Genomic DNA, 24,638 nt, shown 5'->3' on the forward strand with positions numbered 1-24,638 from the left:
GAGGTGGCGCTACCGCTCAGCGGGTGCGTGAGTAATCTTGCTCCAGTACCAACTGGTCATCGTGCAAGAGATACAGCGCGTCGATCAGGTCATAAGCGCTGCCGCCATAGCAGTCGCGACCTTCGCCTTGTAGGCGAAGATGCTGCTGGTCGCCTTCGGAATTCACGCTCAGGGTCTGGATGCTGCAGCAGCGTGAGGCGTCAGCCAGTGGGCTGTCGTTATCGCCTGCGGCAGGAACGAGCTGGCGCAGGGGGTGGCCAGCGCGCCATTCTTCTATATGCGGGCAGGACTGCGCAGTAGGAGCAGGTAGTAGCACCAGGCAGCTACCAGAAACGGTGGCGATGCTGGTTATTGCACCCTCGGCAGGTTGTGGGCAGGGCGTTGCGCTATACGAACTCAGGCGTTTCTCGTGCGCTGCATGACAGAGGCGTTGATTGGTTCGCAAGGCGTGCTGGAGGCGATCATCCTGCTCCAGATGCTGCTGGATGTCCCATGGGCTGGCCGGGTTATCGATCAAGCGCCCCAGCAGCACAAGGCAATCCTGCTCACGGCCAACCTTGAGGTAGGCGAGTGACAGGTCGCTGCGCAGCCAGTACCAGTTGGCATCGAGAGTGTCGTAGAGGCAGGCGTCCTGTTGTCGCTGCACCTGTTCCAGGCGCGCGATGGCGTCCGCGTAGTCGCCACGGGAGACAAGCGTGTCTACCAAGGGGCGACGCAGCGCGTTCTCCGAGCAATCCTTCTCCGCCGCCTGAGCGGAAAGTGTCAGCAGTGTGGCCAGTAGCATGGTGCAAAGCACCTGAAATGCAGGCATGGGATTTCGTCCTTGATGTTGATTCGCTGGGCGGGCAGCGGTGTTGTATGGGCGTGCTGTGCTATTCTGCGCGCCCCGTTTTTCCTGACTTCGAGCCTTCATGAGCAAGCGCGACCCCATCTACAAGGTGATTTTTCTCAACCAGGGCCAGGTGTATGAAATGTACGCCAAGCAGATCTACCAGAGCGATCTGTGGGGGTTTCTGGAAGTGGAGGAATTCGTCTTCGGTGAGCGCAGCCAACTGGTGGTCGACCCCAGCGAGGAAAAGCTCAAGGCGCAGTTCGAAGGTGTGGTGCGCAGCTTCGTGCCGATGCACGCGATCATCCGTATCGACGAGGTGGAGCGGTTGGGCACGGCGAAGATCAGCGAGGCCAAAGGCGGCGGTAACGTGATGCCGTTCCCCATGCCAATGCCCGAGAAGTGAGAGCGTTTTTGTAGGGTGCGCCGCGCGCACCGGAAACGATGCGAACGATCAAGGCAGAGGCGAGAAGGGCGAGCGGCCTTCGGCGGTCTGCAATTCCAGCAGGTAGCTGCGGAAGATCTGGCCCAGTACCTGGCTGGCAATTTCCAGCTCATCGCGACGCATCTGCGCCGAAACCAGATCGGCGCTGTCCATCGCTTCGTCCGAACCGTTGACCGAAGCCATCTTCAATACGATGTAGGCCTGCACATTGTTGGCCGGTACGCCTTCGCCGCGGAAGAACATGGTGCCCAGGCGCAACTGGGCTTCGGCATGACCCTGTAGCGAAGCACGTTCGAACCAGGTCAGCGCCTGCTTGAAATCGCGTGGGGTGCGTTTGCCGTCGTAGTAGTACTCGCCCAGCTCGTAGGCCGCCTGCATGTTGCCACCGCGTGCCATTTCCTGGCAGCTGGCGAGGGCATCGGGCATGTCTTCAGGCGTAGCGTTCAGGGCACAGCTGCCGCTGGCAGGGATCAGCAGGGAGTTGCCGCCTGCAAGTGCAAACAGCGGGAGGAAAAGCAACAGGCAGCCCAGAGACAGGGTGCGGCCGGTGCGGTTCATCTGGATAGCGGTGCCTCAACGGTTCGGGGCGGGTTACGGAAGCAGCCGGGCGTAGAGTGCGCCGGCCTTCGCATTATGGAGTAAGTCGGCGCAATCTTACAAAGTCTTTACCCAGGCTGGGCAGGTGCTGGGGGCTCGTTGGCCGCCAGCCTGGGTCAGGTTCAGGCTTTCTTCAGTTCGGCGAAGGCGCGTTCAGCAGCGTCCAGAGTCTGCTTCAGTTCGGTTTCGCCATGGGCGATGGAGGTGAAGCCAGCCTCGAAGGCGCTCGGTGCCAGGTACACGCCGCCATCGAGCATCAAATGGAAGAAGCGGTTGAAGCGCGCGCTATCGCTGGCCATTACGTCGGCGAAGGTGACGATGTCGTCGGCGCCGCTGAAGTACAGGCCGAACATGGCGCCCGCCTGGGTAGTGACGAAGGGGATGCCGGCAGCATCCGCGCGCTGCTGCAGGCCGTCGAGCATGCGCGTGGTGTAATCGGTCAGCTCGGTGTGGAAGCCCGGGCGGCTGATCAGCTTCAGCGTGGTCAGGCCGGCGGCCATGGCCAGCGGGTTACCCGACAGGGTGCCGGCCTGATAGACCGGGCCGAGCGGGGCGATGCATTCCATGATCGCGCGTTTGCCGCCGAAGCAGCCGACCGGCATGCCGCCGCCGATGATCTTGCCGAAGGTGGTCAGGTCCGGGGTGACGCCATAGTGCGCCTGGGCGCCGCCGAGGGCGACGCGGAAACCGGTCATCACCTCGTCGAAGATCAATACCACACCGTGCTTGTCGCACTGCTCGCGCAGGCCTTCGAGGAAGCCCGGCGCCGGTGGTACGCAGTTCATGTTGCCGGCCACTGGCTCGACGATGATACAGGCCACTTCCTGGCCGACCTGCGCCAGGCACTCGGCCACGGCGTCGATGTCGTTGAACGGCAGGGTCAGGGTGTGCTTGGCGAAGGCCGCCGGCACGCCCGCTGAGTTCGGCACGCCTTGAGTCAGGGCGCCGGAGCCGGCCTTGACCAGCAGGCTGTCGGAGTGGCCGTGGTAGCAGCCTTCGAACTTGATGATGCTGTCGCGGCCGGTGTAACCACGGGCCAGGCGGATGGCGCTCATGGTCGCTTCGGTGCCGGAGCTGACCATGCGCACCATGTCCATCGACGGCACCAGGCTGCACACCAGTTCGGCCATCTCGGTTTCCAGCGCGGTTGGCGCGCCGTAGGACAGGCCGTGCTCCAGTTGGCGACGCACCGAGTCGAGCACGTCCGGATGGCTGTGGCCAAGGATCATCGGCCCCCAGGAGCCGACATAGTCGACATAGCGCTTGTCATCCTCGTCCGTCACATAGGCACCTTCGGCGTGCTTGAAGAACAGCGGCGTGCCGCCGACGCTCTTGAAGGCGCGCACCGGCGAGTTGACGCCACCGGGGATGTGTTTCTGGGCGTTGGCGAAGAGGATCTCGGAGCGGGACATGGCAAGTTCTCTCTGAAATGGATCAAACGAACAGCGCGGCGAAGGCGCGGGCGCGGTCTTCCACCGCGGTGGTGGAGTCCGCGGCGAACAGGGCGTGAATCACGGCGACCATGCTGGCGCCGCGGGCGATCAGGCCGGGAGCGGTTTCCAGGGTCACGCCGCCGATGGCGACGATGGGCTGGGCGAAGCGTGCACGCGCCTCGTCCAGCAGCTCCACGGTGGCAGCCGGGGCGCCGGGCTTGGTGTGGGAGTTGAAGAAGCGGCCAAAGGCGATGTAGCTGGCGCCTTCGGCGACGGCGCGCTCGGCCAGCTCCAGCTGCGCGTGGCAGGTGCCGCCGATCACGGCATCCTCGCCGAGGCGAGCGCGTGCGGCGGCCAGGGAGCCATCACCCTGACCCAGGTGCAGGCTGACGTTGAGGCGTGCGGCCAGCTCCAGGTCATCGTTGATGATCAAGGTGGCGTCATATCGCTTGCATAGCTCGGCCAGGGCCTGAGCTTCGTCCAGGCGTCGCCCGGCGTCGCCGGATTTGTCGCGGTATTGCAGCAGGCGCGCGCCACCGCGCAGAGCGGCCTCGCTATAAGGCAGCAGCTTGCCGTCGGCCAGCAGCGGCGTATCGGTGATCGCATACAGGCCGCGCAGGTTCTTCATTGCAAGAAGTCCAGCGGCAGGCGGCGCGGAATGTACTGGCCGCGACCGGGTTGCTCGGCGTCACGCAGGGTACGCCAGGTGTAGTCGAGGGCGCTGCGTACGGCGCTGACAAGTTCCTCGCCCAGGGCAAGGCGGCCGGCCAGGGTACTGGCCAGTGTACAGCCGGAACCGTGGTAGCTGCCCGGCAGGCGCGGGCAGGTGAAGTCGTGGCGGCTGCCGTCGCGGCAATACAGGCGGTTGTGCACTTCGGTTTCGTCGCCGTGGCCACCGGTGATCAGCAGGTGCTCGATGAACGGCAGGAGCTTCTCGGCGCACTCGTCGGCGCTGCCGTCGGGCAGTTCGGCGAGGATGCGCGCTTCCGGCAGGTTCGGTGTGGCGATGGTGGAAGCGGCGAACAGTCGCTCGCGCATGGCGTAGCCGACTTCGTCCTTGCCCAGCGCGCCGCCGCCACCTGCACGCAGCACCGGGTCGCAAACCAGTGGAACGCCAGGCAGCTGGCTCATCACTTCGAGTACGGTGTCGACCATCTCGACCGAGCCGAGCATGCCGAGCTTGACGGCGGCCACGGGCAGATCGCCGATCACGGTGCGGGCCTGGGCCAGCACCCAGTCACGGTCGAGCACGCGGAAGTCGGAGACGTCGACGGTATCCTGCACGGTCAGGGCGGTCACCGTCGGGGCGGCGTGGCAGCTTTGGGCCAGCAGGGCTTCGATATCGGCTTGCAGGCCGGCACCACCGCTGGGGTCGTGACCGGACATGCACAGCACTACGGGGCGGGAATGGGTCATGTTCATGGCGGGCGAGCTTACCACCAAATCACCACGACGAGACCGCCTGGTCGGCTGCGGCAGGGTGCCGTGCGATGAAAAACTGTCGGCTGGATCAAGTCTGGCCTCACGCCGATTTTCAGTGCCTGTGCTAGAGTGCGGCGCTAACGATAACTCTGCCCAGGACGGTGTGCGAAGCGGTGAGCGGGCGGCTCCCGGCACGTCGTAGAGGGTTCTGGCCGGGCCGCATGCGCTACCTCCTGCTTTGTCTCTTTTGCTTGATGCCTGGCCTGGCCAGTGCCCTGGTGTTCGACGAGCACAGCCGCAGCCTGCCTCTGGGGCAGGCGATCTATGTTTTCGAAGATGTACGCGGCGATGCCAGCATCGATGACGTCGCCTCGCCAGCCTTGCAAGGCAGCTTCCGGCTGCACGACAAGCCTGTGCTCAATGCTGGCTATTCGCGCTCGGTATTCTGGCTGCGCCTGGATCTTGAATACCGGCCGCAGGAGGCACAGGGCGCGCGCAATTGGCTGCTGGAACTGAGCTACCCACCGCTCGATCACATCGAACTCTATCTGCCCGATGCCGAGGGCCGTTTCCAGCTGGCACAGCGTACGGGCGACGCGCTGCCGTTCGACAGCCGGCAGATCAAGCAGAACAACTACCTGTTCGAGCTGAATCTGCAGCCAGAGCAGGCTCAGCGCCTGTATCTGCGTCTGGAGAGCCAGGGCTCGATTCAGGCGCCGCTGACGCTGTGGGCGCCGAATGCCTATCTGGAAGAACAGCCGGGACGCATCTACGTGCTCGGCATTATCTACGGCGTACTGTTGGTGATGCTGGTATACAACCTGTTCATCTTCCTCAGCGTTCGCGATACCAGCTACCTCTACTACATCCTTTATATCGCTTCGTTCGGTTTGTATCAGGTGTCGGTCAATGGCGCGGGCATCGAATACTTCTGGCCTAACAGCCCGTGGTGGGCCAACGCTGCCACTCCCTTTCTGATCGGCTCGGCCGCCTTGTTCGGCTGCCAGTTCGCCCGCAGCTTTTTGCACACCTCCGAACACAGCCCCTGGGTCGACCGGGGCCTGATGCTGCTGATGGGCAGCGGCGCACTGGTGATGATCCTGTCCTTGACCATCAGCTATGCCACGGCGCTGCGTCTGGCTACTTACCTGGCGCTGGGCTTCACCGTACTGATCTTCTCGGCCGGCATCCTCGCCTGGCTGCGCGGCATGCGCGTGGCGCGCTATTTCATCTTCGCCTGGACCGCCTTTCTCGCCGGCGGCATCGTCAATACGCTGATGGTGCTTGGCTATTTGCCCAACGTGTTTCTCACCATGTACGCCAGCCAGATCGGTTCGGCGCTGGAGGTCGGCCTGCTTTCGCTGGCACTGGCCGACCGTATCAATGCGATGAAGGAAGAGCGCACGCGTATCCTGCAGGATGCCGGGCGCAAGCTCGAGGCGCTCAACCAGGAACTGGCTGACAGCAACCGCTTCAAGGATGAATTTCTCGCCACCGTCACCCATGAGCTGCGCACGCCGATGAATGGTGTGATCGGCTCACTGGAACTGATGCAGACGGTGAAGATGGATGTCGAGCTTGAGCAGTATCAGAAGACCGCGGCGGCGTCCGCGCGCGACATGATGCGCATGGTCAACGATATCCTTGCTCTCACCGAGTTGCAGGCCGGCAAGCTCTACCCGCGACGTGAGGCGTTCAGCCTGCGCGGACTGTTCGATGGCCTGCGGGCCCAGTACGCACCGCGCGCCGAGGACAAAGGCCTGACGTTCGCGCTGGAGCTGGATGACAACTTGCCCGATACCCTGGAAGGCGACGCCGCCAAACTGGCCCAGGCCCTTGGTTATCTGCTGGACAACGCGATCAAGTTCACCAGCGAAGGCCGCGTGACCCTGCACGTCGGCCCTGGCGGTCATATCGGCAACAACCTGCCTTTGAGTGTGCTGGTGAGCGATACCGGCATCGGCTTCGAACTCAGTGACAGCGACCTCTACCAGCGTTTCCATCAGCTCGATGGCTCCATGACCCGCAAGTACGGCGGCCTGGGTATCGGCTTGGCGATTTGTCGGCACCTGGTCGACTTGCTGGGCGGCGCGCTGGAGCATGAGTCAGTGCCTGGCGTCGGTAGCCGCTTCCGCCTGGACGTGCCCTTGACGCTACCGCCACAGCAGCCTGCGAGCGCCACGACGCGCCCGCCACGGCGAGCCGGCACTGTGCTGCAGCGCCAGGCCCAGCAATGCACCGTGCTGATCGTCGAGGACAACGCAATCAACCAGTTGGTGACGCGCGGCATGCTGCTCAAGCTCGGTTACCGGGTACGCACCGCCGACAATGGCGCCGAGGCCCTCGAGTTATTGCGCCAGGAGAGCGTCGACGCCGTGCTGCTGGATTGCCAGATGCCGGTAATGGACGGCTTCGCCACCTGCCGGGCACTGCGTGCGCTGCCGGGTTGCGCTGATGTGCCGGTGCTGGCGATCACCGCCCACAGTCATAGCGGAGACCGCGAGCGTTGCCTGGCTGCCGGCATGAGCGACTACTTGGCCAAGCCAGTGAAGTTCGACGAGTTGCGCGTGCTGCTGCATGACTGGGTACTTTGCCGGCCGGCCAGCACATCAATCATTTCTGATTCGGTTTAATAACTGTCGTAAGCGTATTTCGCTGAAGGCCACAATCATCAACCTGTTGAAAGCGGCTCTTACCGGCGAATCAGCAGGCCTCGGTTTCCACTTCCAGACAGACATCGATCCATTCGGCATCGACCAGTTCGGCCATGCGCTGCGGCGCGATGCGTACGGCGCTGTGGGTGGCACCGGCTGCCGGCAGCACTTCTTCGAAGGCCAGCAGCGAGCGGTCGCAGTAGACGCTCAGTGGCGTCGCGAGGCCGAAAGGGCAGACTCCGCCGACCGGATGGCTGGTCAGTTCGATGACCGTCTGCGCATCGAGCATGCGCGCCTTGGCGCCGAAGCATTCCTTCATCTTGCGGTTGTCGATGCGCGCATCGCCACGGGCGACGATCAGCACGTCGCGTTCGGCGATGCGAAAGGCCAGGGTCTTGGCGATCTGCCCCGGCGAAACGCCATGGGCTTCGGCGGCCAGCGCCACGGTGGCGGTGCTGGTCTGCAACTCGATGATCGGAATGTCGGGCGCCTTGGCGGCGAAGAAGGCGCGTACAGAGGCCAGGCTCATGAAGCGATTCCCCAGGGCTGTCGGAGGGCTGTGGTCAGCAGGCGCGATCCGTCCCTGGGGCGCTGCTGTGGTCGCGACCACGGCTGAAACAAGCGGCCATGCTCGCGCTGCATGACGTAGACGTCAAGACCTGATGGCGTCAGTTTGCCAGCAGATGTGCCGCGTTCGCCGCTTCATCGAGCCCGTAGCGATCTTTTTCATCTCGCGTCACCCGGCCCACGGCAACGTCCGGGTCATGGGTGAACACCAGCCGACCGCCCCGGGAAAACAGATCGCTGAGTAGTGCTTCCTTCTCTTCGATCAGGCCTTCGGGGAAGCGGTCGTAGCCCATGGTGATCGGCAGGTGCACCCAGGGCGCGCCAGGGATCAGGTCGCCGGGAAATACCACCGGCCCGCCTGGCATGGCCACTTCCGGTAGAAGCTGGCCGGGCGTGTGGCCATCGCTCCAGTGCAGGCGCCAGTCGGGGCCGAGCTGCTCGCAGCTGTCGGTTTCGTCGATCAGCAGTAGGCGGCCACTGTTTTCCAGCAGATCGAGCAGTTCCGGGATGTAGGAGGCGCGGTCGCGGGCATGGGGCTGGCGTGCACGCTGCCACTGGCGACGCCCCGTGATGAAGCGGGCATGGGGAAACAGCAGGCGAGCGGGCTGGCCTTCCTGCCAGGCGGCGAGCAGGCCGCCGGCATGATCGAAGTGCAGGTGGGTGAGCACCACGATGTCGATATCGGCATCGCTCAGGCCCACCGCCGCCAGGCTGTCGAGCAGCACGTGACGATCTTCCTGCACGCCGAAGCGCTGTTTCAGCTCCGGGCTGAAGAAGGCGCCGATGCCGGTTTCCACCAGGATGTTGCGCTCGTCTTCCTGCACCAGCAGGGCGCGGCAGCCGAGGTCGATACGGTTCAGTTCGTCGGCGGGCATCCAGCGTTGCCAAAGGGCCTTGGGCGCATTGCCGAACATGGCGCCGCCATCGAGTTTCTGGCTGTTGCCGGTCAGGGTGGTCAGGGTTCGCATGGGGTTTCTCTTGTTCTTGTCGTTTGGCTATTGCTTTGGATGGAACGCCTGGAGCTGATCCACCGGGTATGGCGATTGTTTCAGCGCTCGATGGCCAGGGCCACACCCTGACCGCCGCCGATGCATAGCGTGGCCAGGCCGCGACGTGCTTCACGGCGCTGCATTTCGTGGATCAGGCTGACCAGAATGCGGCAGCCCGATGCGCCGATGGGGTGGCCGAGGGCGATGGCGCCGCCGTTGACGTTGACCTTGGCGCTGTCCCAGTGCAGCTCGCGGCCAACGGCGATGGCCTGGGCGGCGAAGGCTTCGTTGGCCTCGATCAGGTCGAGCTGCTCCAGGCTCCAGCCGGCGCGCTCCAGTGCCTTGCAACTGGCGAATACCGGGCCAATGCCCATCACGGCCGGGTCGACGCCGGCACTGGCGTGGGCGGCGATACGTGCCAGCACCGGCAATTGCAGTTCAGCGGCTTTCTCGGCGCTCATCAGCAGCACCGCAGCGGCGCCGTCGTTGAGGGTCGAGGCGTTGCCGGCGGTCACCGTGCCGTCGTGCCTGAAGGCCGGGCGTAGCTTGCCCAGGCTGTCCAGGCTGGTACCGGCACGCGGCTGCTCGTCCTGGCTAAAACTCAGAGGTTCACGGCCGCGTTGCGGGATTTCCACCGGCACGATCTCGCCTGCGAAACGACCTGCCTCGATGGCAGCCTGGGCGCGTTGTTGCGAGCGCAAGGCGAAGGCGTCCTGTTCGGCGCGGTCGATGCCGTACTGTTCGGCCAGGTTCTCGGCGGTGATACCCATGTGGTAGTCGTTGAAGGCATCCCACAGACCATCCTGGATCATGCTGTCGACCAGTTGTGCATGGCCCATGCGCATACCGTTGCGGGCGCCAGGCATTACGTAGGGCGAAAGGCTCATGTTCTCCTGGCCGCCGGCGATGACGATGTCGGCGTCGCCGCACTGGATAGACTGGGCGCCGAGAATCACCGCCTTGAGGCCGGAGCCGCAGACCTTGTTCAGGGTCATGGCCGGCACCGTGTGCGGAAGACCTGCGAGGATCACGCTCTGCCGGGCCGGGTTCTGCCCGCTGCCTGCGGTGAGCACCTGGCCGAGGATCACCTCGTCGACTTGTTCGCCATCGATGCCGGCGCGGGTCAGCAGTTCGCGGATCACCACGGCGCCTAGCTGCGGGGCTGGAGTACGGCTCAACGCGCCTTGGAAGCTGCCGATGGCGGTGCGGCAGGCGGCGACGATTACGACTTCACGCATAGAGGCTCCTCGTCGGCTGAATATGGCGCAGCCGAGGTTTGAATAAAAAAGCGCGGCTTGACGCCGCGCGAACGCTCAATCCTGTAGGGCGGGTGCAACTCGCCGGCTTGGTAGTGGCGGGTTGCACTCGCCCTACGTTTAGAACTGCTCTGCGGCCAGGCCGTACAGAGGCTGGCTTCCAGCACGAATACTCGCCTCCAGGCTCAGGGTGCGCGGCAGCAGGCGGGCGAAGAAGAACTCTGCAGTGGCCAGCTTGCCGCTGTAGAAGACGTCGTCTTCGCTCTGCGAGGTCTGCGCCACGGCCGCCATGCGTGCCCACATGTAGGCGTAGGCGACATAGCCGAACAGGTGCAGGTACTCCACCGAGGCGGCGCCCACCGAGTTGGGATCGCCCTTGGCCTGCTCCAGCAGCCAGCCGCTGAGCGCTTCCAGGCGCTCCAGCGCTTCCACCAGGCGTTCGCCGAACGGCGATTCATGGGCATGGGCGAAGTCGCGCACTTCGCTGGCGAACAGGCGCAGCGCGGCGCCGCCATTGGCCACCACCTTGCGCCCTAGCAGGTCGAGTGCCTGGATGCCGTTGGTGCCTTCGTAGATCTGTGCGATGCGCACGTCGCGTACCAACTGCTCCTGGCCCCATTCGCGGATATAGCCGTGGCCGCCGAACACCTGCTGGCCGTGCACGCAGCTTTCCAGCCCGGTGTCGGTGAAAAAGGCCTTGGCCACCGGAGTGAGCAGGGCGACCAGGGCTTCGGCGTTCTGCCGCTCATCCGCGTCCTCGGCGTACTTGGCCAGGTCGAGCTGCTGGCCGACGTAGCAGGCAAAGGCGCGACCGCCTTCGTTCAGTGCCTTCATGGTCAGCAGCATGCGGCGCACGTCGGCGTGCACGATGATCGGGTCGGCGACCTTGTCCTTGGCCACTGGGCCGCTAGCGGCGCGGCTCTGGATACGTTCGCGGGCGTAGCTGACAGCCGACTGGTAGGACGCCTCGGCGCAGCCGATGCCCTGGATGCCGATGGACAGGCGCTCGTAGTTCATCATGGTGAACATCGCCGCCAGGCCCTTGTTGACCTCACCGATCAGATAGCCGGTGGCACCGTCGAAGTTCATCACGCAGGTGGCCGAGGCCTTGATGCCCATCTTGTGCTCGATGGAGCCGCAGTTCACCGCGTTGCGTGCGCCCAGGCTGCCATCGGCGTTGACCATTACCTTGGGTACCAAGAACAGCGAGATGCCTTTCGGCCCGGCCGGTGCGTCCGGCAGCTTGGCCAGCACCAGATGGATGATGTTCTCGGTCAGATCCTGCTCACCGCCGGTGATGAAGATCTTGCTGCCGGTAACCTTGTAACTGCCGTCCGCCTGCGGCTCGGCGCGGGTTCTGATGATGCCCAGGTCGGTGCCAGCGTGGGCCTCGGTCAGGCACATGGAACCGGCCCAGCGGCCCTCGTACATCGGCGGCAGGTAGGTGGTTTTCAGTTCTTCGCTGGCATGGGCGTCGATGGCCAGGCAGGCGCCGGAACTCAGCGCCGAGTACAGCGCGAAGCTGGAGCCGGCGGCGTAGAGCATTTCCTCGAAGGCCACGGCGAGCATCTTGGGCATGCCCATGCCACCGTACTGCGGGTTGCCGGACAGGCCGACCCAGCCGCCTTCGGTGTAGGTGGCGTAGGCCTCGCGAAAACCGGCCGGGGTGCGTACGTTGCCGCCTTCCCATTGCGCGCCTTCCTCGTCGCCGCTGCGGTTGAGCGGGGCGATCAGGCCGCCGGTGACCTTGGCGGCTTCTTCGAGGATGGCGTCGGCGGTATCGGCATCGACGGTGTCCGCCAGGGCCGGCAGGCGTGCCCACAGGCTGGGGGCCTGGAAGACTTCATGGAGGACGAAGCGCATGTCGCGCAGCGGGGCGTTGAATTCGGGCATCGGTCACCTCATGCGTGACGCCGGGCGAACCCGGCCAGTGAAACGGAGAAGGAGCACCTGGCATTCGACAGTCAGGTGCTCCGCTTGCTCACCCCGGTTGGGGTGGTGAATCAATGGCTGGAGGCGGAAGCCGCCCCCAGGCCGGTCTGTGCACGGACGAACTGATCGTCGAAGGCCTCGCGCTCGCGGGCCGCGCGGGCACTGTTGTCGAGCTTGGACACCAGGACGATGACGATGAACGCCAGCGGCATGGAGAACAGTGCCGGGTGATCGTAAGGGTAGATCGCCTGCGCATTGCCGAGCACCGCGACCCAGACCGCCGGCGACAGGATCACCAGCGTCAGCGCGCTGATCAGCCCGGCAAAACCGCCCAGCAGGGCACCGCGGGTGGTCAGGCCTTTCCAGTACATGGCCATGATCAGCACCGGGAAGTTGGTCGAGGCGGCGATACCGAAGGTCAGGCCGACCAGGAAGGCGACGTTCTGCTTCTCGAACAGGATGCCCAGGCCGATGGCGACGATACCCAGGCCGATGGTGGCGAAGCGGGTCACGCGCATTTCTTCGCGTTCGCTGGCCTGGCCCTTCTTCAGCACGGTGGCGTACAGGTCGTGGGAGATGGCCGACGCGCCGGCCAGGGCAAGGCCTGCGACCACCGCGAGGATGGTGGCGAAGGCCACGGCCGAGAGGAAGCCGAGGAACAGGTTTCCGCCTACGGCCTTGGCCAGGTGCATGGCCACCATGTTGCCGCCACCGACCAGCGCGCCGGACAGGTCGCCGTCGACGAAGAACTGCGGATCACGCCCGACGATGACGATGGCCGCGTAACCCAGCACCATCACCACGAGGAAGAAGAAGCCGATGAAGCCGGTGGCGTAGAACACCGATTTGCGCGCTTCCTTGGCGTTGGGCACGGTGAAGAAGCGCATCAGGATGTGCGGTAGACCGGCGATGCCGAACACCAGACCAAGCGACAGCGATGCCGCGTTGATCGGGTCGGCCAGCATGCTGCCCGGCCCCATGATGTTCCAGCCTATGGCATGGCTTTCCACGGCGCGGGCGGCCAGGGTCTCCAGGCTGAAACCGAACTCGGCCAGCGCCAGGCCGGCCAGGGTGGTGCCACCGGCGAGCAGCAGCACGGCCTTGATGATCTGCACCCAGGTGGTGGCGATCATGCCGCCGAAGATCACGTAGACCAGCATCAGCGCGCCCACCACCATCACCGCCGTGCTGTAGTCGAGGCCGAACAGCAGCTTGATCAGCTGGCCGGCGCCGACCATCTGCACCACCAGGTAGCAGCACACCACGGTCAGCGAACCGAAGGCAGCGAAGGTGCGGATGCGGGTCTGGTCGAGGCGATAGGAGACGATGTCGGCGAAGGTGTACTTGCCCAGGTTGCGCAGGCGCTCGGCCATCAGGAAGGTGATCACCGGCCAGCCGACGAAGAACGCCACGGTGTAGACGAAGCCGTCGTAGCCTTTGGCGAACACCAGGCTGGAGAGGCCCAGCAAGGTCGCAGCGGACATGTAGTCACCGGCGATCGCCAGGCCGTTCTGGAAGCCACTGATGCCGCCGCCGGCGGTGTAGAAGTCGGAGGTGGATTTGGTTTGCCGCGCCGCCCACCAGGTGATCATAAGGGTGGCGACGACGAACACGAAGAACATGGCGATGGCGTGCAGGTTGATGGGCTGTTTCTCGGCCACCAGCGGTGCGGCGTTGGCCGCCAGGGGAGCGAGGGCGAGCAGGGCGCTGCCGAGCAGGGAAAAGCGCTTCATTGCAGCTCCTCCAGCAGTTCGGCGCTGAGTGCGTCGAAACGGGTGTTGGCAACGCGCACGTACCAGCCGGTGAGCAGCCAGGACAGCACGATCACTGCCGCGGCGGCGGGGATGCCGACGGTCAGCTGGCTGCCGGTTTCCAGCGGCGCGTGCAGCCACTGCGGGAAGAACGCCACCACCAGCATGAACAGGTAGTAGCCGCCCAGCACCAGGGCGGTCAGCGTCCAGGCCAGGCGGGCACGGCTGCGTGCCAGCTCCTGGAACTTGGGGTGGTTGCGGATGCGTGCGTATCGCAGCGTGTGGATCGTTTCGGGTTGGCTCATGCTACGGCTCCTTGTTTTTGTTGTGGCCAGGCGAACGGGGCCACGGTGGTAGGCGCAGGGCCTGCCACCGGTGGCGCCGGATGGGGGTTACAGCGTCCTGGCCATATCGCGCAGGACGAACTTCTGGATCTTGCCGGTGCTGGTCTTCGGCAATTGGGTGAAGACCACGGTCTTGGGCACCTTGAAGCCGGCCAGGTGTTCGCGGCAGAAGGCCATGATCTCGCTGTCGCTGACCTGCTGGCCGGTCTTCAGGGTGATGAAGGCGCAGGGCGTCTCGCCCCATTTCTCGTCCGGGCGGGCGACCACGGCAGCCTCCAGCACCGCTGGGTGGCGATAGAGCACACCCTCGACCTCGATGGTGGAGATGTTCTCGCCGCCGGAGATGATTATGTCCTTGAGGCGGTCGCGGATTTCCACGTAGCCATCGGCGTGGCACACACCCAGGTCGCCGGTGTGGAACCAGCCGCCCTCGAAGGCCTCGGCGGTGGCGCTGGGGTTCTTCAGGTAGCCCTTCATCACGGTGTTGCCGCGCATGAATATCTCGCCGATGGTCTGGCCATCACGCGGCACCGGCTCCAGGGTTTTCGGGTCGGCGACCATCACCCCTTCCAGGGTCGGGTAACGCACGCCCTGGCGCGCCTTGATAGTGGCGCGCTCCTCCAGCGGCAGTTCGTCCCATTCGGCGTGCCAGGCGCACAGGGTCACTGGGCCATAGACCTCGGTGAGGCCGTAGACGTGGGTTACGGCGATGCCCATTTCTTCCACCGCGCCGATCACCTTGGCGGGCGGCGCGGCGCCGGCGACCATGGCCTTGACCGGATGATCGATGGCCGCCTTGGCTTCGGCCGGCATGTTCACCAGTGCGTTGAGCACGATGGGCGCGCCGCACAGGTGGGTGACCTGCTCGTCGCGGATCAGGGTTAGAATCTTCGCCGGGTCGACGCGGCGCAGGAACACGTGCACGCCAGCCAGGGCGGTGATGGTCCAGGGGTAGCACCAGCCATTGCAGTGGAACATCGGCAATGTCCACAGGTAGACCGGATGGTTGCCCATGTTCCAGGTCATCTGGTTACCCATGGCGTTGAGGAAGGCGCCGCGGTGGTGATAGACCACGCCCTTGGGATTGCCGGTGGTGCCGGAGGTGTAGTTGAGGCTGATGGCCTGCCACTCGTCCGTCGGCCATTGCCAGGCGAATTCCGGGTCACCCTCGGCGAGGAAAGCCTCGTAGTCCAGGTCGCTGACCGCCTGGCCTTCGCCGTACTCGGGGTCATCGACGTCGATCACCAGCGGCGGGTGGTCGAGCATACCGATGGCGGCGTGCACCACGTCATAGAACTCGCGGTCGGCGATCACCACCTTGGCCTCGCCATGCTGCAGCATGAAGGCGATGGCCTCGGCGTCCAGGCGCACGTTGAGGGTGTTGAGCACTGCGCCGATCATCGGCACGCCGAAATGCGCTTCGAGCATCGCCGGAATGTTCGGCAGCATCACCGCCACCGTATCGCCCTGGCCGATGCCACGACCGGCCAGCGCCGAGGCCAGGCGCCGGCAGCGTGCGTAGGTCTCGGCCCAGTTGCGACGAATCGAGCCATGCACCACCGCTGGGTAGTGCGGGTAGATGGCGGCGGTGCGTTCGATGAAGCTCAGCGGGCTGAGGGCGACATGGTTGACAGGGGCACGGCTGAGGCCCTGTTCGTAGATCGACATGGCGATACACCTTTGGCTGATTGTTAGCTCTGGTTATTCCGGTAATTATGCAGGCATTACCGAAGCTTGCTGGCGTTAATTTATAGGTTATTTCTGTTTTTTATGGAAGTTGTACCAAGGTTTTATAGAATAATTACTATATGAATGTCGACCCGCGTCTTTCCGCCGTTCCCCTGCAGTCGTGGCTGCGCATCCAGCGCGAGGCGCCGCCGCTGGCTGAGCGAGCCATCGCCCTGCGCCGTGCCTTGCTGGGTTGCCCACAGGTGCGCCAGGCCTGGTACCTGGCCTGGCAGCCGGCCAGCCGCACTTATGCCCAGGAAGACGACGGGCCACGCCTGCCGCCGGGCATGGGCGATCCGCTGGAGGCCAGCGACGAAGCGCTGTTCTCGGCCCTCGGCGAGCAACCCGCACTGACCTTCGACGCCTTGCGGCAATTGCCCTGCTGGCTGGCCGGACGCCTGCGCCGCGCGGCGCTGCACCACGGCCAGGCGCTGGCCCTAGAGCTACAACCCGGCCAGCCCGGCGTACTGTTGCTGCAGGTCGACGAGGCGGCGGGGGTGGAGTGGTTGCCGTGGCTGCGCGAAATGCTCGCGCAGATGGTCGAGCTGGCGGCTGGTCTGGCACGCAGCGCACCGCTGCTTTCGGCCGACCCACAGCCGGCGCTGCTGCTCGATGCCGAGGCGCGCCTGCTGGAAAGCAACGCGGCGCTGCAGACACTACTCGGCGAGCGCTCGCTGGCGCAGGTCGGCGAACTGCTGCCGGTCAACCATCTGCCGCTGGTGCGCGCCTGCCTGGAGCAGCGCCGCGCCATCGAGGCAGTAGAGGCGCAGGACGGCGAGCGCATCCTGATCTGGTGCTTCATCCCGGATCAGGTGGAGCAACGCGTGCTGGCGCGTTGTCGCGAAGCCACCCGCGAAGTGCGCGAGAGCCGCAAGGCGGCGCGGGCACAGCGCCTGTACCGGCTGATCACCGAGAACACCACTGACCTGATTTCCCGGCACACCCCCGACGGTGTGTTCCTCGACGCCACGCCTGCCAGCTGGACGCTGCTCGGTTACTGGCCGGAAGAACTGCGCGGTGTGGCGGTCGACAGCCTGCTGCACCCGCAGGAGCTCAATCAGCAGGCCAAGCAGGCGCGTGAAGCGCTGGAGGAAGACGGCTACCACACCATGACCTACCGCATCCGTCATCGCGACGGGCGCTACCTGTGGTTCGAGACGGCCAGTCGCGCCATCCGTGAAACCTACACCGGTGCCGTGGTCGAGGTGGTCAGCGTGTCGCGAGACATCACCGCGCGCATCCAGGCCGAAGAGAACAAGCGGCGCCTGGAAGACGAGCTGGCGCACACCACGCGCCTGATTACCCTGGGCGAATTGGCCTCGGGTATTGCCCACGAAATCAACCAGCCGCTGGCGGCGGTGGTCAACTACGCCAGCGCCAGCCAGCGCTACCTGCTGGGTGTGGGCGGCGATCCGGCCGGTGTGGACAAGGTGGGCCAGGGCCTGGCGCGTATCACCGAGCACGCCAACCACGCCTCGGCCGTGATCAAGCGCCTGCGTGCCTTCCTGCGCAAGGGCCAGCGGCGCATGCAGGCACTCAACCTGGCCGAGGTGGCCCGCGAGGCGGTGCGCCTGTGCAACTGGGAGGCGGGTACGGCGCAGGTGGCGGTGAGCGACGGCTTGCCGGACAATCTGCCGTCAGTGTTCGCCGACCGCGTATTGCTCGAACAGGTGCTGCTCAACCTGCTGCGCAACGCCATCGAGGCCAACCGCGACCTGCACCCGGGCGTGCCCTCGCAGGTGCGCCTGGAGGCCGGTGAGCGCGACGGCAGCCTGGCGATCCGGGTGATCGATCAGGGGCCGGGCGTCAGCGAGGAACAACTGGGCAAGCTGTTCACGCCCTTTTACACCAGCAAGGCTGATGGCCTTGGGCTTGGCCTGTCCATGAGTCGCAGCATCGTCGAGGGCTTTGGTGGCGCGCTGGAAGCCTTCCCTGCCGAGGGTGGCGGACTGTGTCTGGAGTGCCGTTTGCCACTGGGTAGAGGGGAGGAAAGCGAGAGGTAATCCGAGGTAAGGCGTACTCAGGTGTAGGGCGTTCCGGTTCGCCCTACAGCTACCGACTACGCAAACGTAGTCATTGATAACAACAAGAGGAGCTGCACACAGATGCAACAACGGGTTTATGTGGTCGATGACGACCAGGGCATGCTCGACTCGACGCTCTGGCTGCTGGAGTCGGTGGGGCTGACTGGCGTGCCGTTCACCAGCGGTCGTGCCTTTCTCGAGGCGTGCGATCCGACTGCCAATGCCTGCGTGCTGCTCGATGTGCGTATGCCAGGCATGGGCGGGCTGAACGTGCAGGAAGAAATGCGCGCGCGTGGTATCGATCTGCCGGTGATCTTCGTCAGCGGTCATGCCGATGTACCCATCGTGGTACGCGCGTTCAAGGCCGGTGCGGTGGACTTCATCGAGAAGCCCTACAACGAGCAGTTGCTGCTCGACAGCGTGCAGCAGGCGCTGGATCGCCGCCCGGCACGTCCTCGGCATGATCCGCGCCTGGCCGAGGTGCAGGCACGGCTCGATCAGCTTACCCCGCGTGAGCGCGATGTACTGCTGCCGCTGGTGCGTGGTTACACCAACCGCGAGGTGGCCGAGCAACTCGATATCAGCGTGAAGACCGTCGACCTGTATCGCTCGCGGGTGATGAAGCGCATGCAGGCGGACACCCTACCGGAGCTGGTGGGTATGGCCATCGCCGCCGGGCTGGTGGATCCGCTGGCGATCCGTTCAGAGGTGTGAAGTAGGGTGCGCCGTGCGCACCTAGGCTTGCAGCGCAACCAAGTGCTTGAACCTCAGTCAGCCCAGCCGCGATAAACGTGGGTCATCGGTCGTGGTCCCTTGAGGTAGCCGGTTTCCAACTGGCGGACATGAAAGCCGCCGGCAGCGATCAGCGCCGGTATGTCGCGATCCAGGTGGCAGCCGCCGGCCAAGGGCTTCCATAGCGGTGTCAGGCGCTTTTGCCAACGCACCACCGGCAGATCCGGCGCCAGACCATGCTCGCAGAACAGCAGGCGCCCGCCGGGCTTGAGCACGCGGCGCATCTCGCGCAGGGCGGCGACCGCGTCGGGGATGGTGCACAGGGTGAAGGTGCAGACGATATCGTCGAAGCTGGCGTTCGCCGCCTGAATCTGTCCGAGCTCCAGGGCGATCATCTCCACCGGCACCTGGCAGCGCGCGGCGCGCTCACGGGCCAGGCGTTGCATGGCGGCGGACGGGTCGACCCCGACCACGACCTCTACCCGTTGCGGGTCGTAGAAGCCCAGGTTCAGGCCGCTACCAATGCCGATCTCCAGCACGCGACCTTGCGCCTGCGGTACGAGTTGTGAGCGCGCTTTCATCACCGCGCCCATGCCGCAGGCGACGTCGATCAGATGCGGCAGCACGTAGCGCTCGTAGAGGTTCATGGCACTTCGTCGTCGTCCTCGTCGTCCTCGTCGTCCTCGTCGTCGAGGTTGTCGCCGCGGAAGGCGGCAAAGCATTTCAGTACGTGCGGGCCGTTGGCATCGGCGAGCGTCCAGCTGTCGTTTGGCGCATCGTGCGCGGAGGCACGCACCGAGGCCAGGCTGAACTGCCAGCGCCGTGCGGTGCGCCCGTCCATGCACTCGATCCACAGTAGTGGCTGCGTGGCGTCGGCGTCTGGCTTTTGCAGCAGGGCGTCATCCAGCTCGAACTGCCAGGCATGCAGGCCATCGATTTCCAGCATATCGGCGCCCTGCAGCGCCTCGATCAGGGTGGTCATGAGGTCAGCGTCCCAGACGGCGAAGGTCGGAGGATTCGATCACGCGGATGCCGTCCTGCTCTTCCAGTGCCAGGCGCCAGAGCGCGCGCGCCAGGGCGCAGGCATCGATGCCCCGGTACTTGCCCGGCAGCCAGCGTAGCAGCGGTGCCGCGAGGCGTTCGCCGAGGCGGAAGTCATGTCGGGTGCCGAGCAGCAGGGAAGGACGGGCGATGGTCAGTTGCGGCCAGCCCATGGCTTTCAGCGCTTCTTCGGTTTCCCCCTTGACGCGGTTGTAGAACACCGAGGATTGCGGGTTGGCGCCGAGCGCGCTGATCACCACCAGGTGGCGTGCGCCCAGTTCACGGGCGCGGCGGGCGAAGGCCAGCACCAGGTCGTGATCGACGGCGCGGAAGGCTTCCTGTGAACCGGCCTGCTTGATGGTGGTGCCGAGGCAGCAGAAGGCGGTATCCACCTCGCCCGACAGTGTCGGCAACAGGGTGGCCAGGTCGCCCACCGGGTTTTCCAGATGTGGGTGAGCCGCCAGCGGACGACGTGTCGGTGCCAGCACGCGACTCACCGTCGGCTCGCTGAGCAGGCGGTCGAGCAGGTGTTCGCCGGTAAGACCGGTGGCGCCGGCGATGAGGATGTGCTGCGGGGTCAGGTGCATTCGATTGTCTCTTGTCCGTTACAACTGAGCTTAGCAGTCGCTATTCGTTTGCGGTGGGGCTGGCTGCGGCACTGAGTGCGCGTTCGGCCTGACTCTGGCGCAGGCTGCGCCAGTGCTGGAGCACCCCACGGGGGGCCCAGATCTGCGGCTCGGAGGGTTCGAAACCGTCGCTCTGCTCACGTTCTGCGACCCGTTCCTTGGCCAGTTCGAAGGCGCGCTCGAGGTTGTCGGTCTCGGCCAGTGCTTCGGCGAACAGGGCTCGGCCGAAATAGGTGAAGTCGTTTTCTTCGCTGCAGCCGAAGGATACCCGGTCAGCCCGCGCGGCAGTCATCACCAGGGTTTTCTCGTCTTTCAGTGGCGGGATGAAGCCGCCGGAATAGCAGGCCGAGATCACCACCACCTTGTTGCGATCCTTCAGTGGGGTGAGTAGCGCGGCCAGCTCGCTGGCGGGCAGATCGGCCAGTTGCAGGCGTGGCTGGTCGAGATTGAGTTCATGCTGGCGCGAACCATGGCTGGTCAGGTAGATGAATACCAGGTCTTCCTCGCCGGTGCGCTCGGCCAGCGCCTGGACGATACGGGTGAGATTCTCGCGGGTAGCCAGTGGGCGGTCGGCCATATGGTCGCGGTGGTTGACCAGGGTGACGCTGGCATAGGCGCCGAAGCGTTCGCGCATCAACTGGCTGACATAATCGGCTTCGCGCATGAACACGCTCTGCTTGCCGTCGCCGGCCAGGGTCAGGGCGTAGAGTTCGCGCGCCGGTGTTGACGTCGGGATTGCGGCGATGGTTTCGTCGAGCAGGTGCCCCTGTTGCAGCAGGCCCAGTTCCAGACTGTCGGCGACAGGTTGCCCCTGTTCGTCGCGGATCAGGCGACCGCGCTGCCAGGTGCCGCTTTGGCGCGTGCCGTCGGCCTGGGTCAGGGTGCCTTCGCCGCTGTATTCACCGGCGGCGAAGTGGCCCTGGTAGACATTGCCATCGGCCAGCGTCAGCAGCCCTTCGCCTTGATAGCGCCAGTCCTCGAACTGGCCGAGATAGCGGCTGCCGTCGCTGCTGTTGTAGGCGCCACTGCCTTGCATCACGCCATCGACGAATTCGCCGGCCCAGACATCGCCGTCGGCGCTCTGGTAACGACCCTTGCCGTGAAACTCGCTATTGCGGAAATCACCACTGTAGTTATCGCCATCGGCACCGGTGTAGTTGCCCTGGCCATTGAGCGTACCCTGGCTGAACAGCCCGCTGTACTGGTTGCCATAGGCATCGGTACGAACGCCCTGGCCTTCGGGCGCTCCTGCTACGAACTGACCCTGGAAGCTGCTGCCATCGGGCATTTCGAGTCTGCCCAGGCCATGAAAACGATCATTGAGAAACTCGCCCTGATAGCGCTGACCACCCTGTTCCAGAAGGCCTTCACCACTGAATCGGTTGCGTTCGAAGCCACCCTGATAGCGGCTGCCATCGCTGTAGGTCAGGGTGCCCTGGCCGTGGAACATGCCTTCGTGAAAGTCCCCCAGATAATGTTCGCCGCCCGGCCCTTGCCATTCGCCGGCGCCTTCGAGCATGCCATCCTTGAACGGGCCGACGAACCAGCTGCCATTGCGGTAATCCAGGCGACCCGGGCCTTGCAGCAAGCCATCGACCACTTCGCCGCGGTACTGGCCGCCGTCGGGCAGAATCGCGTCCGGCGGCAGCACCTTGCTCACGTCGTCACAGGCGACGAGCAGCAGGCTCAGGCAAAGAGGGGCGAGGCGCAGGGTAGGCGAAATCATCAGGACGTCCAGGTCTAAGCATCGGCACGCAGTATGCCGCAAGCGCGACTGGCGGCGCAGATGCGCCGCACAGTTGCAGGTATGAGGACGTTATCGCCGCTGGCGCGGCGCGTCGTCAACCGGTGGGGAGGATCAGACGAAGCAGAGTGTCAGCGGTTCGGCGATGTAGGCCGGTTTCTCCTGGCCTTCGATCTCCAGTACCGCGCGGGCCTTGAGCAACCACTGGCCAGGGTTCTTCTCGTTGGCGTCAGTCAGGGTCACCACCAGGCGCACCTTGGAGTTGACCTTGACCGGCTGGATGAAGCGCACGCTGTCCAGACCGTAGTTGACCGCCATTTTCAGGCCTTGCGGCATGATCATGATCTTTTCCATCAGCATCGGTACCAGCGACAGCGACAGGAAGCCATGGGCGATGGTGGTGCCGAAGGGGGTCAGTTTGGCCTTTTCCGGGTCGACGTGGATGAACTGGTGGTCGCCGGTGCATTCGGCAAACTGGTTGATGCGCTGTTGGTCGATGGTCAGCCACTCGGACTTGCCGAGTTCCTTGCCAACATAGTCCTTGAGTTCTGCTACGGGTACTGACGGCATAGTTCCTCCTTGAGGACGCGGGTGTTTTTGTTGTGTGCGTGGAACCGTTGCGGGCTAGATCATCATGGGCACGGCATGGGGTCAAGCCCGCCCCGTCGCACGAATGGCACGTCATAGAAAAGGCAATCAGGAGGCCAACAGTCCTATAATGGCCGACATGCCCTCAAGTATGCCCGCAATCCCCTTTATCAAAGGTGATGACGGCCATCACTCGTCTTCTGGAGACCTCAATCATGCTGCTTCGCGGCCTATCCTGGCTGGTGCTGTGTCAGTTGCTCGGTACCGTTCTCAATGCGTTGCTGCTGCCCATGCTGCCGGGGCCGATCATTGGCATGCTGCTGTTGTTCGTATTCCTGCTGGTGCGCGGTGAGGTGGGTGAGCCGCTCAGCGTGGCCTCCAGCAGCCTGCTCAAATACCTGCCGCTGATCCTCGTGCCGCCGGCCGTGGGAGTGATGGCTTACGCCAGTGATATCGCCGAGGATTTCTGGGCCGTGGTCGGCGCCCTGGTTTTGTCGTTGCTGATCTCGGTGGCGTTCGCCGGCTGGCTGATGCAGCGTCTGATCGACCGTCAGCAGCGTCGGGAGGAGGTATGAGTCTCGAGTGGCACAATGCCTGGCAGGCGCTGACCCATCACCCGTTGTTCGGCATCGGCATCACTCTTGGCGCCTATCAACTGGCCATGGCCGCCTATGAACGAACCCGTTGGGTGTTCCTTCAGCCGGTGCTGGTATCGATGCTCACGGTCATCGGCATCCTGCTGATCTGCGGCCTGAGTTTCACCGAGTACAAACGCAGCGTCGAGGCGTTGACCCTGCTGCTCGGCCCGGCCACCGTCGCCCTGGCGGTGCCGCTGTTTCTCAACCTGCGGCGCATCCGCCAGCTGTTCTGGCCGATCCTGATTACCCTGATCGTGGCCGGCACGCTGGCCACCGCGCTGGGCGCCGGTCTGGCCTGGCTGTTCGGCGCCGAGCAACTGATGCTCAGGAGCATGGCGCCGAAGTCGGTGACTTCGCCCATCGCCATGCTGGTGGCTGACCAGATCGGTGGTATCGCCGCGCTGGCCGCCGTGTTCGTGATGATCACTGGTGTCATCGGCGCCATCGTCGGCCCATCGGTGCTGCGCCTGTGTCGCGTCCATCACCCGGCTGCACAGGGCTTGGCGCTTGGCATTACCGCCCACGCGGTGGGTACTGCGCGGGCCTTGCAGGAGAGTGACGAATGCGGTGCCTTCGCTGCCCTGGCCATGAGTCTGATGGGGGTGATTACCGCAGTGCTGTTGCCGTTGGTGTTCGTCCTGCTGCTGTAAAGCCGCGAGTTCAACTGGCACACTGCGGCACGTTCTCCCGTTGAAGGCGTACGCCCCGATGAATCTGCCGCTGTTCCCGCTCAATACCGTGTTGTTTCCAGGCTGCATGCTCGACCTGCAGATTTTCGAGGCGCGTTATCTGGACATGATCAGCCGTTGCATGAAGCAGGGCAGCGGTTTTGGTGTGGTGTGCATCGTCGAGGGTGACGAGGTCGGTGAGGCTGCCAGCCGTTTTGCTGCTGTCGGCTGCGAGGCCTTGGTGCGTGATTTTCAGCAGCGTCCCAATGGCTTGCTGGGCATTCGTGTCGAGGGCGGCCGCCGCTTCAAGGTGGAGCGTGCCCAGGTCTTGCCGGATCAGTTGACCATCGCCGACGTGCAGTGGCTCGACGAGCAGGAGGAGCGTCCGCTGCTGGGCGAGCACGCCGACCTGGCGGCATTGCTAACCGCCCTTGCACAGCATCCGCTGGTCGAAGGTCTGGGCATGGCCGGTTTGCCCAGTGGCCAGTTGCAACTGGCCAACCAGCTCGCCTATCTATTGCCGCTGGAGCCGGGGCAGAAGCTGCAACTGTTGCAACTGGACGACCCTGAGCAGCGCTTGACTCAGTTGCAGTCCATGGTGGAACAGTTGCAGGGCGATGCTTCGTAGGG

At 64.6% G+C, this 24,638-nt stretch carries 24 protein-coding genes; 7 read left to right on the forward strand and 17 right to left on the reverse strand.

Going from position 1 to position 24,638, the window contains the following annotated elements:
• Positions 1 to 16: 16 nt before the first annotated feature.
• Positions 17 to 811, reverse strand: coding sequence for a hypothetical protein (locus C7A17_RS15530; protein WP_106738864.1), 795 nt, complete (start codon positions 809 to 811; stop codon positions 17 to 19).
• Positions 812 to 911: 100 nt separating this feature from the next.
• Here C7A17_RS15530 and C7A17_RS15535 point away from each other — a divergent pair, with 100 nt between their 5' ends.
• Positions 912 to 1,235, forward strand: a complete 324-nt coding sequence (locus C7A17_RS15535) for a DUF1820 family protein (RefSeq protein ID WP_106738865.1) — start codon at positions 912 to 914, stop codon at positions 1,233 to 1,235.
• 48 nt (positions 1,236 to 1,283) lie between these two features.
• Here the strand turns inward: C7A17_RS15535 and C7A17_RS15540 are convergent, their stop codons facing one another.
• The 4 genes from C7A17_RS15540 to C7A17_RS15555 form a co-directional block, all read right to left on the reverse strand.
• The gene (locus C7A17_RS15540) at positions 1,284 to 1,832 is read right to left on the reverse strand and encodes a tetratricopeptide repeat protein (RefSeq protein WP_106738866.1); all 549 of its coding nucleotides are present in this window, start codon (positions 1,830 to 1,832) and stop codon (positions 1,284 to 1,286) included.
• 161 nt (positions 1,833 to 1,993) lie between these two features.
• Positions 1,994 to 3,283, reverse strand: coding sequence for a glutamate-1-semialdehyde 2,1-aminomutase (gene hemL, locus C7A17_RS15545; RefSeq protein ID WP_106738867.1), 1,290 nt, complete (start codon positions 3,281 to 3,283; stop codon positions 1,994 to 1,996).
• Between the two features lie 22 nt (positions 3,284 to 3,305).
• The gene (gene thiE, locus C7A17_RS15550) at positions 3,306 to 3,932 is read right to left on the reverse strand and encodes a thiamine phosphate synthase (RefSeq protein ID WP_106738868.1); all 627 of its coding nucleotides are present in this window, start codon (positions 3,930 to 3,932) and stop codon (positions 3,306 to 3,308) included.
• Positions 3,929 to 4,726, reverse strand: a complete 798-nt coding sequence (locus C7A17_RS15555) for a bifunctional hydroxymethylpyrimidine kinase/phosphomethylpyrimidine kinase (RefSeq protein ID WP_106738869.1) — start codon at positions 4,724 to 4,726, stop codon at positions 3,929 to 3,931. The genes thiE and C7A17_RS15555 overlap by 4 nt, the downstream gene beginning before the upstream one ends.
• Before the next feature lie 221 nt (positions 4,727 to 4,947).
• Between C7A17_RS15555 and C7A17_RS15560 the strand changes: the two genes are divergently transcribed.
• Positions 4,948 to 7,359 carry a hybrid sensor histidine kinase/response regulator gene (locus C7A17_RS15560; protein WP_106738870.1) on the forward strand — a complete coding sequence of 804 codons (2,412 nt, stop codon included), beginning with the start codon at positions 4,948 to 4,950 and terminating at the stop codon, positions 7,357 to 7,359.
• A 70-nt stretch (positions 7,360 to 7,429) separates the two neighbouring features.
• Here the strand turns inward: C7A17_RS15560 and C7A17_RS15565 are convergent, their stop codons facing one another.
• The 7 genes from C7A17_RS15565 to C7A17_RS15595 form a co-directional block, all read right to left on the reverse strand.
• Positions 7,430 to 7,909, reverse strand: coding sequence for a YbaK/EbsC family protein (locus tag C7A17_RS15565; protein WP_106738871.1), 480 nt, complete (start codon positions 7,907 to 7,909; stop codon positions 7,430 to 7,432).
• A 139-nt stretch (positions 7,910 to 8,048) separates the two neighbouring features.
• A complete protein-coding gene (locus tag C7A17_RS15570) occupies positions 8,049 to 8,915 on the reverse strand; it encodes an MBL fold metallo-hydrolase (protein ID WP_106738872.1) in 867 nt (288 codons plus the stop codon).
• Between the two features lie 80 nt (positions 8,916 to 8,995).
• On the reverse strand, positions 8,996 to 10,174 hold the full coding sequence (locus tag C7A17_RS15575; protein ID WP_106738873.1) for an acetyl-CoA C-acetyltransferase: 1,179 nt from the start codon (positions 10,172 to 10,174) through the stop codon (positions 8,996 to 8,998).
• 138 nt (positions 10,175 to 10,312) lie between these two features.
• Complete coding sequence (locus C7A17_RS15580) at positions 10,313 to 12,085, reverse strand: acyl-CoA dehydrogenase C-terminal domain-containing protein (protein WP_106738874.1); 1,773 nt, start codon at positions 12,083 to 12,085, stop codon at positions 10,313 to 10,315.
• A 110-nt stretch (positions 12,086 to 12,195) separates the two neighbouring features.
• Positions 12,196 to 13,857: a cation acetate symporter gene (locus C7A17_RS15585; RefSeq protein WP_106738875.1), complete on the reverse strand. Its 1,662-nt coding sequence runs from the start codon at positions 13,855 to 13,857 to the stop codon at positions 12,196 to 12,198.
• On the reverse strand, positions 13,854 to 14,180 hold the full coding sequence (locus C7A17_RS15590) for a DUF485 domain-containing protein (protein ID WP_106738876.1): 327 nt from the start codon (positions 14,178 to 14,180) through the stop codon (positions 13,854 to 13,856). The genes C7A17_RS15585 and C7A17_RS15590 overlap by 4 nt, the downstream gene beginning before the upstream one ends.
• Before the next feature lie 87 nt (positions 14,181 to 14,267).
• Positions 14,268 to 15,887, reverse strand: coding sequence for an acyl-CoA synthetase (locus tag C7A17_RS15595; RefSeq protein WP_106738877.1), 1,620 nt, complete (start codon positions 15,885 to 15,887; stop codon positions 14,268 to 14,270).
• Positions 15,888 to 16,027: 140 nt separating this feature from the next.
• Here C7A17_RS15595 and C7A17_RS15600 point away from each other — a divergent pair, with 140 nt between their 5' ends.
• Complete coding sequence (locus C7A17_RS15600) at positions 16,028 to 17,950, forward strand: PAS domain-containing sensor histidine kinase (protein WP_199796330.1); 1,923 nt, start codon at positions 16,028 to 16,030, stop codon at positions 17,948 to 17,950.
• 102 nt (positions 17,951 to 18,052) lie between these two features.
• Positions 18,053 to 18,685, forward strand: coding sequence for a response regulator transcription factor (locus C7A17_RS15605; RefSeq protein ID WP_106738878.1), 633 nt, complete (start codon positions 18,053 to 18,055; stop codon positions 18,683 to 18,685).
• A 53-nt stretch (positions 18,686 to 18,738) separates the two neighbouring features.
• On the opposite strand, the gene C7A17_RS15610 is transcribed toward C7A17_RS15605, so the two are convergent.
• The 5 genes from C7A17_RS15610 to C7A17_RS15630 form a co-directional block, all read right to left on the reverse strand.
• Positions 18,739 to 19,350, reverse strand: a complete 612-nt coding sequence (locus C7A17_RS15610) for a class I SAM-dependent methyltransferase (RefSeq protein WP_106738879.1) — start codon at positions 19,348 to 19,350, stop codon at positions 18,739 to 18,741.
• Positions 19,347 to 19,685: a DUF5629 family protein gene (locus C7A17_RS15615; protein WP_106738880.1), complete on the reverse strand. Its 339-nt coding sequence runs from the start codon at positions 19,683 to 19,685 to the stop codon at positions 19,347 to 19,349. Before C7A17_RS15615 ends, C7A17_RS15610 begins: the two co-directional genes overlap by 4 nt.
• 4 nt (positions 19,686 to 19,689) lie before the next feature.
• Positions 19,690 to 20,331 carry an oxidoreductase gene (locus tag C7A17_RS15620; RefSeq protein WP_106738881.1) on the reverse strand — a complete coding sequence of 214 codons (642 nt, stop codon included), beginning with the start codon at positions 20,329 to 20,331 and terminating at the stop codon, positions 19,690 to 19,692.
• A 40-nt stretch (positions 20,332 to 20,371) separates the two neighbouring features.
• A complete protein-coding gene (locus C7A17_RS15625) occupies positions 20,372 to 22,096 on the reverse strand; it encodes a C13 family peptidase (RefSeq protein WP_106738882.1) in 1,725 nt (574 codons plus the stop codon).
• Between the two features lie 132 nt (positions 22,097 to 22,228).
• Entirely contained in the window at positions 22,229 to 22,684 is a 456-nt protein-coding gene (locus C7A17_RS15630) for a MaoC family dehydratase (RefSeq protein ID WP_106738883.1), read from the reverse strand.
• Positions 22,685 to 22,917: 233 nt separating this feature from the next.
• Here C7A17_RS15630 and C7A17_RS15635 point away from each other — a divergent pair, with 233 nt between their 5' ends.
• The 3 genes from C7A17_RS15635 to C7A17_RS15645 are packed head-to-tail and all read left to right on the forward strand — an operon-like array spanning position 22,918 to position 24,636.
• A complete protein-coding gene (locus tag C7A17_RS15635) occupies positions 22,918 to 23,277 on the forward strand; it encodes a CidA/LrgA family protein (RefSeq protein WP_106738884.1) in 360 nt (119 codons plus the stop codon).
• A complete protein-coding gene (locus C7A17_RS15640; RefSeq protein WP_106738885.1) occupies positions 23,274 to 23,990 on the forward strand; it encodes an LrgB family protein in 717 nt (238 codons plus the stop codon). The genes C7A17_RS15635 and C7A17_RS15640 overlap by 4 nt, the downstream gene beginning before the upstream one ends.
• 58 nt (positions 23,991 to 24,048) lie before the next feature.
• Positions 24,049 to 24,636 (forward strand): LON peptidase substrate-binding domain-containing protein, encoded by a 588-nt coding sequence (locus tag C7A17_RS15645; protein WP_106738886.1) that lies wholly within the window; start codon positions 24,049 to 24,051, stop codon positions 24,634 to 24,636.
• Positions 24,637 to 24,638: the final 2 nt, after the last annotated feature.

Source organism: Pseudomonas mendocina, from assembly GCF_003008615.1.
In the GTDB taxonomy this organism is placed as follows: domain Bacteria; phylum Pseudomonadota; class Gammaproteobacteria; order Pseudomonadales; family Pseudomonadaceae; genus Aquipseudomonas; species Aquipseudomonas mendocina_C.

What these genes read in the sequence shown, in the direction of transcription:
- C7A17_RS15595 (WP_106738877.1), bottom strand. Translation starts at nt 15,887, where the DNA reads ATGTCGATCTACGAACAGGGCCTCAGCCGTGCCCCTGTCAACCATGTC.
- C7A17_RS15575 (WP_106738873.1), bottom strand. Translation starts at nt 10,174, where the DNA reads ATGCGTGAAGTCGTAATCGTCGCCGCCTGCCGCACCGCCATCGGCAGC.
- C7A17_RS15645 (WP_106738886.1), top strand. Translation starts at nt 24,049, where the DNA reads ATGAATCTGCCGCTGTTCCCGCTCAATACCGTGTTGTTTCCAGGCTGC.
- thiE (WP_106738868.1), bottom strand. Translation starts at nt 3,932, where the DNA reads ATGAAGAACCTGCGCGGCCTGTATGCGATCACCGATACGCCGCTGCTG.
- C7A17_RS15630 (WP_106738883.1), bottom strand. Translation starts at nt 22,684, where the DNA reads ATGCCGTCAGTACCCGTAGCAGAACTCAAGGACTATGTTGGCAAGGAA.
- C7A17_RS15585 (WP_106738875.1), bottom strand. Translation starts at nt 13,857, where the DNA reads ATGAAGCGCTTTTCCCTGCTCGGCAGCGCCCTGCTCGCCCTCGCTCCC.
- C7A17_RS15560 (WP_106738870.1), top strand. Translation starts at nt 4,948, where the DNA reads ATGCGCTACCTCCTGCTTTGTCTCTTTTGCTTGATGCCTGGCCTGGCC.
- C7A17_RS15640 (WP_106738885.1), top strand. Translation starts at nt 23,274, where the DNA reads ATGAGTCTCGAGTGGCACAATGCCTGGCAGGCGCTGACCCATCACCCG.
- C7A17_RS15620 (WP_106738881.1), bottom strand. Translation starts at nt 20,331, where the DNA reads ATGCACCTGACCCCGCAGCACATCCTCATCGCCGGCGCCACCGGTCTT.
- C7A17_RS15635 (WP_106738884.1), top strand. Translation starts at nt 22,918, where the DNA reads ATGCTGCTTCGCGGCCTATCCTGGCTGGTGCTGTGTCAGTTGCTCGGT.
- C7A17_RS15530 (WP_106738864.1), bottom strand. Translation starts at nt 811, where the DNA reads ATGCCTGCATTTCAGGTGCTTTGCACCATGCTACTGGCCACACTGCTG.
- C7A17_RS15580 (WP_106738874.1), bottom strand. Translation starts at nt 12,085, where the DNA reads ATGCCCGAATTCAACGCCCCGCTGCGCGACATGCGCTTCGTCCTCCAT.
- C7A17_RS15610 (WP_106738879.1), bottom strand. Translation starts at nt 19,350, where the DNA reads ATGAACCTCTACGAGCGCTACGTGCTGCCGCATCTGATCGACGTCGCC.
- C7A17_RS15590 (WP_106738876.1), bottom strand. Translation starts at nt 14,180, where the DNA reads ATGAGCCAACCCGAAACGATCCACACGCTGCGATACGCACGCATCCGC.
- C7A17_RS15625 (WP_106738882.1), bottom strand. Translation starts at nt 22,096, where the DNA reads ATGATTTCGCCTACCCTGCGCCTCGCCCCTCTTTGCCTGAGCCTGCTG.
- C7A17_RS15540 (WP_106738866.1), bottom strand. Translation starts at nt 1,832, where the DNA reads ATGAACCGCACCGGCCGCACCCTGTCTCTGGGCTGCCTGTTGCTTTTC.
- C7A17_RS15565 (WP_106738871.1), bottom strand. Translation starts at nt 7,909, where the DNA reads ATGAGCCTGGCCTCTGTACGCGCCTTCTTCGCCGCCAAGGCGCCCGAC.
- C7A17_RS15570 (WP_106738872.1), bottom strand. Translation starts at nt 8,915, where the DNA reads ATGCGAACCCTGACCACCCTGACCGGCAACAGCCAGAAACTCGATGGC.
- C7A17_RS15600 (WP_199796330.1), top strand. Translation starts at nt 16,028, where the DNA reads ATGAATGTCGACCCGCGTCTTTCCGCCGTTCCCCTGCAGTCGTGGCTG.
- C7A17_RS15535 (WP_106738865.1), top strand. Translation starts at nt 912, where the DNA reads ATGAGCAAGCGCGACCCCATCTACAAGGTGATTTTTCTCAACCAGGGC.
- C7A17_RS15555 (WP_106738869.1), bottom strand. Translation starts at nt 4,726, where the DNA reads ATGAACATGACCCATTCCCGCCCCGTAGTGCTGTGCATGTCCGGTCAC.
- hemL (WP_106738867.1), bottom strand. Translation starts at nt 3,283, where the DNA reads ATGTCCCGCTCCGAGATCCTCTTCGCCAACGCCCAGAAACACATCCCC.
- C7A17_RS15615 (WP_106738880.1), bottom strand. Translation starts at nt 19,685, where the DNA reads ATGACCACCCTGATCGAGGCGCTGCAGGGCGCCGATATGCTGGAAATC.
- C7A17_RS15605 (WP_106738878.1), top strand. Translation starts at nt 18,053, where the DNA reads ATGCAACAACGGGTTTATGTGGTCGATGACGACCAGGGCATGCTCGAC.